The organism is Monashia sp. HAY1-5C (assembly GCF_056755255.1).
In genome coordinates this window covers 1-8,842 of record NZ_JBPGXG010000169.1, presented here as the reverse complement: position 1 = coordinate 8,842, position 8,842 = coordinate 1, and the positions used below count along the sequence as shown (strand labels likewise).

Genomic DNA, 8,842 nt, shown 5'->3' with positions numbered 1-8,842 from the left:
CAACCCGTGGCCGGGGGTGGGGACATGGCCGTGTGTTGATGGGGCGGGGGCGGTCCCCGGCCTCGGTTGCGGCCGGGGACGAGCCCGTCGTGGTGCCGGTGGTCTCGCTCACGGGTTCAGGGCGAAGTCGTCGATGGCGCCGGCCTCGACCGAGTACTTCTTCAGGGCGGCCTCGTAGCTGCCGTCGGCCTTGGTGGCCTTGAGGGCCTCGACGAGGAGGTTGGCGAAGTCGGTCTGGTCCTTGGGGACGACGAATCCGTAGGGGGCCGAGTCGTAGATGTCGCCGAGCGGCTCGAGCTGGCCCGTCGTCTTGACGGCGTAGAGGCCGACCGGCGAGTCGGCGAGCATCGCGACGGTCTTGCCGCTGACGACGTCGGACGTCACCTGGTTCTGGCCCTCCTGGATGACCATGGTGATGGCCGGCTTGCCGGCGTCGGTGCACTTCTTGCTGCGGGCGGCGAGGTCGTCGGCCTGGACGGTGCCCTTCTGGGCACCGACGCTCTTGCCGCAGACGTCGTCCATGGTGACCTTCTCGGGGTTGCCCTTGGCGACGACCCACTGGGTGCCGGCCTTGTAGTAGCTCACCATGTTGACCTGCTTCTTGCGGTCGGGGTTGATGGTGAAGCTCGAGACGCCGATGTCGTACTTGCCGCTCGTGACGCCGAGGATGATCGTGGGGAAGCCGGCCGGCTGCCACTCGGTCTTGAGACCGAGCTTGGCGGCCACGGCGTTGAAGACGTCGACGTCGAAGCCCTCGACCGTCTTGCCGTCGGAGCCGAGCATCTCGTTCGGCGCGTACGTCGGGTCGGTGCCGACGGTGATGACGCCCTTGCTCTTGAGGGCTGCGGGCACCTTGGCGGCGAGGGCCTGGTCGACGCCGCCACCGGCCGGCGTCGTGGCGGGGCCGCCGGCCGCGGAACCGGCGCTGCCGGGGTTGGTCGACAGTGAGTCCGACCCGCAGGCGGACAGCGAGAGGCCGACGGCGACGAGGCCGGTGGCGGCGATGAGGGACATGCGGCGCATGCGTGTGGGGTCCTTCCGGGCGTTGCATCGGTCAGGCAGGCGCGACGGTGCGCTGCGCTGGGTCTGGCCGATCCTGCCACCTATCCCGGCAGGTGGACACTTGGGACACCGAACCGTTAGATGGGCCACGTCACCGACGCCGGCCCGGCGTCAGAGCTCGCGGGGCAGGACCGCGTCGCGCAGCCGCTGCTCGCGCTCGAGCCGCGCGAGGTCGCGGCGGTACCTCTCGGCGGCGACGGCGCGCAGGACGGTCTCGGGGTGGTGTCCCGCGGGCGGGAGCGGGGCGACCGCCGCGAGGACGCGTCCGAGCAGCTGGCGCCCGCCCGCGTCGCGCGCGGGGGGCGCGAAGGACGCCGCGCGCGGGAGGAACTGCCGCAGCGCGGCGGCCAGGCCGGGGTCGAGCGGGGCGATGTCGGCGTGGGCGGCCCACGCCTCGAGCTCGGCCGGCATCTGCGGCGGCGGCGGCAGGGTCAGCCGGCTGCGCTCCGCGACGACGTACGTGCCCGCGGCCTGGTCGCCGAGGCGCTTGACGCGCGAGCTGGACAGGCCCGCTATGAGGGCCGCGACACCGGAGGTCAGGTAGACCTCGGGCCAGCCGACGAGGGCGCGGGTCAGGGTGTGCCGCGAGGACACCGGACCGCCGTCGTCGCGCACGACCCGCAGACCCATGACGAGCTTGCCGAGCGTCCGGCCGCGGGTGAGCGCCTCGGTCGTGGCCGGCACGCCGACGAGCACCCCGACGACGACGACCACGAGGGCGGTCCGGCTGACCGCCTCGGAGGACCGTTCGGTGAGGCCGAGGGCGAGCACGGCCAGGCCCCAGCAGGCCAGGCCGTTGACGACGACGTCGATGAGGCCCGCCACCGCCCGGGAGCCGATGTTGGCGACCGGCAGCTCGAGCGCGACGCCCTCGCCGGTCACCGACTCCTGCGCCGCGTACCCCCGGTAGGGCACCGGCGTGCTGCGCGCGTTCGCCGTCACGAGGGGCAGGCTAACCCCGCGAAGGACCCCCGCGGGCCGGACCCGGTCGGTTGTGGACCGACGCCGCCCGCGGCCGGACCCGCGCGGCTAGGGTGACGCCGTGAACGTCGATGCGCTCGTCACCGCGCACCACGAGCAGTGGCAGCGCCTCGACGCGCTGAGCCGGCGGCGCCGCCTCTCGGGCGCCGAGGCCGACGAGCTGCTGGACCTCTACGAACGCGTCTCGACCCACCTGTCGCAGGTGCGCTCGACGGCGCCGGACCCGGCGCTCGTACGCCACCTGTCGACGCTGCTGACCCGCGCGCGCCTCTCCCTCGCCGGGCGCCACGCGTCGACGTGGGCCGGCCTGCTGGCCTTCTTCACGAGCACCTTCCCGGCCGCGCTCTACGACCTGCGCCGCTGGTGGGTGTCGACGCTCGTCGGCAGCCTCGTCGTCACCGCGCTCGTGGCGTGGTGGACGGTGGCGCACCCCGAGCTCTACACGTCGCAGCTGACGGCCGAGCAGATCCACGCCTACGTCGACACGGACTTCGCCGGGTACTACTCGGAGTTCGCTCACCACGAGTTCGCCACGGAGGTCTGGGTCAACAACGCGTGGGTCGCGGCCCAGTGCATCGCGTTCGGGGCGCTCGGCCTGCCCGTGCTGTACGTCCTGTGGCAGAACGTCGTCGGCCTCGGCATCGTCGCGGCGCTCATGGTCAGCCACGACCGCGCCTCGCTGTTCTTCGGGCTCATCCTGCCGCACGGGCTGCTCGAGCTGACCGCGGTGTTCGTCGCAGGCGGCGCCGGTCTGCGGCTGTTCTGGTCGTGGGTCGAGCCGGGACCGTTGTCGCGCTCGGCGTCGTTCGCCCGGGCCGGGCGCACGGTCGTCGGCATCGCGCTCGGGCTCGTGGCGGTGCTGCTCGTCAGTGGTTTCATCGAGGGTTTCGTCACGCCGTCGGGGCTGCCGACGGCCGCGCGCATCGCCATCGGGCTGGTCGCCTGGGGCGCCTTCCTCGTCTACGTGTTCGTCATCGGCCGCCGGACCCACCGGCGCGGCACGACGGGCGACGTGTCCGCCCGCGAGGCCGGCGACGCCGCTCCGGTCGCCGGCTGACGCGTCACAGCAGTCCTTCGCTCTTGAGGCGGAGGTAGTGGTCGGCGAGGCGCGGCGGCAGCGCGTCGGCGTCGGCGTCGATGACGTCGACGCCCATCCGTTCCAAGGCCTCCGCGACGCGGCGGCGCTGGGCGCTCGTGCGCTCGGCGGCGGCGGCGGCGTACGCGTCCTGGGCGGTCTCGCGCGCCTGCCGCAGGGCCGTCACGGCCGGGTCGGCCACGCTGGCGACGACGACCCGGTGCCGAGCGACGAGGGCGGGCAGCACGGGGAACAGGCCCTCCTCGACGGCCGCTGGTTCCAGCGGGGTCAGGAGCACGACGAGGGCGCGGTGGTGGCCGCGGCCGACGAGGCCCGACACGAGGGCCGTCCAGTCGGCCTCCACGAGCGCGGCGTCGACCGGCGCCAGGGCCGACACGACGTCGGCGAGCAGCGTCGCCCGGTCGACGGACCCGCCGACCCGGGCCCGGACGGCCTGGTCGCCGGCCAGGACGTCGACGCGGTCGTGGGCCCGGCTCGCGAGAGCCGTGAGGAGCAGGGCGGCATCCATGGCGGCGTCGAGCCGCGGCACGTCGCCGACGCGCCCCGCGCTCGTGCGCGACGTGTCGACGACGATGACGACGTGGCGGTGCTGCTCCGGCTGCCAGGTGCGCACGACGACGGAGCGCCGGCGCGCCGTGGCCCGCCAGTCGATCGAGCGGACGTCGTCGCCCTCGACGTAGTCCCGCAGCGAGTCGAACTCGGTGCCCTGGCCGCGGCGTCGCACGGCCGAGCGGCCGTCGATCTCGCGCAGCCGCGAAAGGCGGCTGGGCAGGTGGCGTCGGGACGGGAAGGGGTGCAGGACCCGGACGCTGCCCGGAACGCTCGTCGAGTGCTGCCGGCCGGCCAGGCCGAGCGGACCCACGGTGCGCACGGTGACGCGGTCGGCGGCCCGGTCCCCCCGCCGCGTCGGACGCAGCGGGGTGCGGACGCGGACCCGCTCGCCGGCGCCGACGCGCAGCGGATGCCGGTCGGGGGTCGCTCCCGCGGACGGCGGCCACGCGTCGCGCAGCAGGCCACGGACCGCCCGGCGCCCGGGGTTGGTGACGAGCAGGTCGGTCGGGACGGTCTCGCCGAGGCGCACCTGCGCGGGGCCGGTGCGTTCGAGGCGGAGGGCGCGCGGGGAGGGCGCCAGTGCGACGTCGACCGCCGCGAGCACCGCGACGGCGACTACCCACAGCAGCACGGTGCCCGTCGAGGGCCACCACACGAGCAGGACCGCACCGGCGAGCAGGGCCCACGCGGCACGCGTCGTCACGACCACGGGCCGGCTCCGCTCACCGGGGCACCGGCACGGAGGCGAGGGCGCTGTCGAGGACGGCCGCGACGCTGACCCCCTCGAGCTCGGCCTCCGGCCGGAGCGCGAGGCGGTGCGCGAGGGTCGCGTGCGCGAGCGCCTTGACGTCGTCGGGCGTGACGAACCACCGCCCGTTGAGCCAGGCCCAGGCGCGGCTCGTCGCGAGCAGCGCCGTGGCTCCGCGGGGGCTGACGCCGAGCGAGATGGACGGAGAGGTGCGCGTGGCGCGGGCGATGTCGACGATGTAGCCGGCGATCTCGGGCGACACCTCGACGCGCCGCACGGCCTGCACGCCCGCCTCGAGGTCGGCCCGGCCGGCGACGGCCCGCAGTCCCGCGCTCGACAGGTCACGCGGGTCGAAGCCGGCCGCGTGCCGTCGCAGCACGGCGACTTCGTCCTCGCGCGGCGGCAGCGGGAGCGTCACCTTGAGGAGGAACCGGTCGAGCTGGGCCTCCGGCAGGGGATAGGTGCCCTCGTACTCGACGGGGTTCTGGGTGGCCGCCACGAGGAACGGCGTCGGCAGCGGGCGTGGCCTGCCCTCGACGCTGACCTGGCGCTCCTCCATCGCCTCGAGCATCGCCGACTGGGTCTTCGGTGGCGTCCGGTTGATCTCGTCCGCGAGGAGCAGGTTGGTGAACACCGGACCCTCGCGGAACGTGAAGTCCGACGTGCGCGGGTCGAGCACGAGCGAGCCGGTGACGTCGCCCGGCATGAGGTCGGGCGTGAACTGGACCCGCTTGGCGGTGAGGTCGAGCGCCGCCGCGAGCGATCGGACGAGGAGGGTCTTGGCGACGCCGGGGACGCCCTCGAGGAGGAGGTGGCCGCGGGCGAGGAGGGCGACGATGGCCGCGCTGACGGCGGCGTCCTGCCCGACGACGGCCTTGGCCACCTCGGCGCGCACGGCGTTGAGGGCCTGGCGGGCGGCGTCCGAGGGGCCGTCGCCGTCGGGGCCGGGCGCATGGGGCAGGGCGTCCCGGAACGGCTCGGGCTCGTCCGGTGGTGTCGTGGGCGCGGTGCTGGTCTGGGGGTCGGGCGTCTGGCTCATGCGCTTCGCACGCTCTCCTCGAGGTCGGCCAGCCGCTGCGCGAGCAGCAGCAGGTCGCGGTCGGTGGTCGGGTCGGGACCGTCGAGCGCGAGCTCGACGTCGGAACGGGGCAGGCCCGAGGCCCGGGCGGCGGCATCGACGAGGGCGACGACCGGGGTCGAGCGCGGCAGGCCGAGGCGGTCGGCGAGCCGGGTGCGGGTGCCGGCGCGCAGCGCCCGCGCCGCGAGCGGCCGGTCGGCGGCGCGGTGGTAGAGCCGGCCGCGGGCCTCGGTGGTCTCGACGGCCCGGACGACGACCGGCAGCGGCTCGACGACGAGGCGACCGAGCCGGCGCCCGCGGGCCAGTGCGAACGCGACGACGGCGGCGGCCAGGAGCAGCGCCCCCGGTGTGAGCCAGCCGGGCACGCCGCGGCCGGGGTCCGTCACGTGGTTGCCCGAGGAGTCGGGTGCATCGAGGTCGGAGACCCCGGGCACGTACCAGAGCAGGTGCTCCGTCGGCCCCAGCGTCCGCAGGGTCAGCGCCGCGTGGCTCGCGTCGAGCACCTGGCCGTTGCTGACCGCCCCGGCCGATCCGAGCACGACGGTCTCGGGCGCGCGGCCCTCCGGCGGGAGGACGACGAGGGCGCCGGAACGCTGGGTGCCGGTGCCCGCGGGGGCGCTGCCGGAGCCCTCCGACGTGTTCCCGGAGCCGTCCGACCCGCTGGCCTGCCCGCTGCCCTGCCCGCTGCCCCTCGCGGCGTCGGGGGTCGGGAAGCACACCGTCGCACCGGCGGCCGAGCGCGACAGCACCGGCGGCTGCGGGGCTTCCGGGTCGGCTGGGTCGTTAGGGTAGGCCGGATCGGCCGGATTGGCGGGGTCGGTGGGGTCGGCGGGGGTGCCGGCCCGGTCCGAGCGGACGGTGCCGGCAGCGCCGTGGAGCAGCCCGTAGCTGCTCCACGAGGTCTCGAGCCGGTCCGTGGGGTCGGCGACGCCCGACCTGCACCCGGCACTGAGGTGCGTGCGGCCGCGGTCGGTGACGGTGAGCGGCAGGCCGAGGTCGCCGAGCTCGACGTCGTCGGGCTCGACGACGACGAACCGGTGGGTCTGCTCGACGGCGAGGGTGAGCCGCTCGGCGGCGCCCTGGCCCAGGTAGGTGGCGTCGGTGAGCACGACGGTCCACGCGGCGCGGGTGTCGCCGGAGTCGAGCGTCCGCTCGAGGTCGCCGATGCTGCGCACGACGGACACCTCGACGCCCTGCTGGCGAAGCACCTCGGCCGCCGCCCGGGCGCCGGCGTGGCCGGGGTCGTCGGGGTCGAGGGGCAGCCCGGACCGGGCCGGCCCGGCGACGACCGCGGCGAGGGCCCACACCGCGACGACCGCGGCGAGCACGAGCACGAGGACGCGGACGGCGGTGCGGCGCCGGCTGCGGGGCGCCTTGGGCGGGATGGCCGCGTTCCAGGCCGTCGGACCGGTCGACAGCCCCGCGACGTCGGTCACACCGGCGACCCCGGTCACCGCCGCGCTCACCGGGCACCACCCCGGGCGACGGCTTCGGCGGGGACACCGCCCGGGTGGGCCGCCGCGAGGGTCGGACGCGTGGCGCCGAGGCGCGCGTCGAGGTCGAGGACGCGGCGGGCGTCCTCCACCGCGACCGGGACGCGTCCGTAGACCACACGGTCGAAGAGGTCGGCGGCGTCGCGCACCTCGCCGGCCTCGGCCGGGAAGACCGTGGCGAGGGTCGTGCCGATCTCGTGGGCGGTGCGCCCGGGCACGTCGTCGAGGAGGGTGCGCTCGGCGGCCGAGGCGGCCACGGCGCGGAAGGCGTCGGCCGTGGCGGTGGCCGCGTCTCCCCGGGCGAGGGCGGCCTCGGCCCGGGCCCGGTAGTCCGCCGAGGTCAGGTGCGGCTCGTGGAGGACCCCGCCGCCTGCGCCGGCCCGCGAGACGGCCGGGGACCGCCGTACCGCGACGACGAGGATGGCGGCCACGACGACGGCGAGGACGACGAGCGCGACCGGCAGCGCCCAGCCCGGCGCCGACGGCGGGCCACCGACACCGGACAGCTGCTCGCCGAGCCAGTCACGGAACCGGTCGAGGAGGTTGCGGTCGTCTGCGTACGCCGGTGCGGCGAGCTCGTGGGCCAGCCAGGCCCGGGCCTGCTCGACCGTCGGGTCGAGCGGCGGGCTCGTGGGCAGGGCCGACGCGAGGGTCACGAGGCCCGAGCGTCGTGGCCCTGCATCGACCGCTGGAGCAGAGCGACGTCGAGGCCCTCGTAGCGGATCCGCTGGTCGACGTAGAGCAGCGAGTCGACGCCCGAGCTGAACGGTGTCGTGAGGACGCTCTGGACCAGGACGACGCAGGCCTGCAGGACGGGCACCAGCCACAGCGAGCCGGTCACCGCGCCGGCCGAGATCAGGCCGCTGAGAAAGCTCAAGGGCACGGCGATGACCGACCCCGCGACGCCGACGACGATGGCGGTCAGCAGCCGGATGCCGAAGATGCGCCAGAAGCCGCGCTTGCGGGTCAGCGTCCACGAGCGGCGCAGGGCCGTGACCGGGCCGGCCCCCTCGAGCACGACGATCGTCACGGCGAGGCACCACCGCACGCTGAACAGGACGACGAGCCAGATGGCGACGACGACCGCCAGGAAGGTGACGAGGCCGGCCCCGCGGCCGTCGCCGTCGCCGGTGCCCACCCACGCGGCCACGACCACGCCGACGAGGATGCCGAAGGCGACGAGACCGGCGAGCAGCACGAGCAGCAGGACGCCGAGCGCCGACCAGATGCGGCCCCGGGCGGCGCGGGCCGTCTCGCCGAGCCCGATGCGCCGGCCCTGCACGCCCTGGCCGATGACGACGGCCATGAACAGCGGCAGGAGCAGCGCGGTGACGTAGGAGGCGATCTGGGGGATCGAGCCGGCCAGCTGGCCGTCGAACATCCGGAAGAACTCGTCGGGGGAGCCGTCCGCCGTCGGGTCGAACGGACCTGTGGCGGCGCTGCCCGCGATGTTCTGGGCAACCCACACGCCGACGAGCGTCAGCGGTACGAGGACGACCGCGGTCGTCACGAGGGCGAGGCCGATGGTGGCCGCCGGGTTGCCCCGCACGGCCGTCATGACCCCGCTCCAGATCTCGCCGAGGGTCAGTGGCCGGAGCGGGATGATGCCCGGCTTCGGGGCCAGCTGCGGCGGAACCCGTCCCGACGGGGGCGGGTACGACGCCGGCGGGTACGCCGCCGGGGGGTGGGACGCCGGGTACGGGGCGGGCGTCGGCACCGCACCGTCCTGTCTCTTATACACATCTCCGAGCCCACGAGACGGAGCTACATCGAGGAGGTCGTCTTTTGTTTGGAAGAGGGGGGGGGGGGGGGGGGGGGGGGGGGGGGGGGGG

Annotated in this window: 8 protein-coding genes; 1 reads left to right on the top strand and 7 read right to left on the bottom strand. The window is 75.5% G+C overall.

The window, feature by feature from the left end:
- Positions 1 to 108 precede the first annotated feature (108 nt).
- Both ACR9ZK_RS19255 and ACR9ZK_RS19250 read right to left on the bottom strand, forming a co-directional pair.
- Positions 109 to 1,023, bottom strand: coding sequence for an ABC transporter substrate-binding protein (locus tag ACR9ZK_RS19255; protein ID WP_481343579.1), 915 nt, complete (start codon positions 1,021 to 1,023; stop codon positions 109 to 111).
- 150 nt (positions 1,024 to 1,173) lie between these two features.
- Positions 1,174 to 2,004 (bottom strand): RDD family protein, encoded by an 831-nt coding sequence (locus ACR9ZK_RS19250; protein WP_481343578.1) that lies wholly within the window; start codon positions 2,002 to 2,004, stop codon positions 1,174 to 1,176.
- Positions 2,005 to 2,104: 100 nt separating this feature from the next.
- Between ACR9ZK_RS19250 and ACR9ZK_RS19245 the strand changes: the two genes are divergently transcribed.
- A complete protein-coding gene (locus ACR9ZK_RS19245) occupies positions 2,105 to 3,100 on the top strand; it encodes a stage II sporulation protein M (RefSeq protein WP_481343577.1) in 996 nt (331 codons plus the stop codon).
- A gap of 4 nt (positions 3,101 to 3,104) precedes the next feature.
- Here ACR9ZK_RS19245 and ACR9ZK_RS19240 read toward each other — a convergent pair whose 3' ends face one another.
- Genes ACR9ZK_RS19240 through ACR9ZK_RS19220 form a run of 5 tightly spaced genes read right to left on the bottom strand, consistent with a single transcriptional unit; the run spans position 3,105 to position 8,751 of the window.
- A complete protein-coding gene (locus ACR9ZK_RS19240; protein ID WP_481343576.1) occupies positions 3,105 to 4,400 on the bottom strand; it encodes a DUF58 domain-containing protein in 1,296 nt (431 codons plus the stop codon).
- Positions 4,401 to 4,413: 13 nt separating this feature from the next.
- Complete coding sequence (locus ACR9ZK_RS19235) at positions 4,414 to 5,478, bottom strand: AAA family ATPase (protein WP_481343575.1); 1,065 nt, start codon at positions 5,476 to 5,478, stop codon at positions 4,414 to 4,416.
- Positions 5,475 to 6,983, bottom strand: a complete 1,509-nt coding sequence (locus ACR9ZK_RS19230; RefSeq protein WP_481343574.1) for a DUF4350 domain-containing protein — start codon at positions 6,981 to 6,983, stop codon at positions 5,475 to 5,477. The genes ACR9ZK_RS19235 and ACR9ZK_RS19230 overlap by 4 nt, the downstream gene beginning before the upstream one ends.
- A complete protein-coding gene (locus tag ACR9ZK_RS19225) occupies positions 6,980 to 7,666 on the bottom strand; it encodes a DUF4129 domain-containing protein (RefSeq protein ID WP_481343573.1) in 687 nt (228 codons plus the stop codon). Before ACR9ZK_RS19225 ends, ACR9ZK_RS19230 begins: the two co-directional genes overlap by 4 nt.
- Positions 7,663 to 8,751 carry a DUF7847 domain-containing protein gene (locus tag ACR9ZK_RS19220; protein WP_481343572.1) on the bottom strand — a complete coding sequence of 363 codons (1,089 nt, stop codon included), beginning with the start codon at positions 8,749 to 8,751 and terminating at the stop codon, positions 7,663 to 7,665. The genes ACR9ZK_RS19225 and ACR9ZK_RS19220 overlap by 4 nt, the downstream gene beginning before the upstream one ends.
- Between the last annotated feature and the right edge of the window lie 91 nt (positions 8,752 to 8,842).

Excerpts from the sequence above, each read along its gene's own strand:
- ACR9ZK_RS19255 (WP_481343579.1), bottom strand. The coding sequence starts at position 1,023 with ATGCGCCGCATGTCCCTCATCGCCGCCACCGGCCTCGTCGCCGTCGGC.
- ACR9ZK_RS19235 (WP_481343575.1), bottom strand. The coding sequence starts at position 5,478 with ATGAGCCAGACGCCCGACCCCCAGACCAGCACCGCGCCCACGACACCA.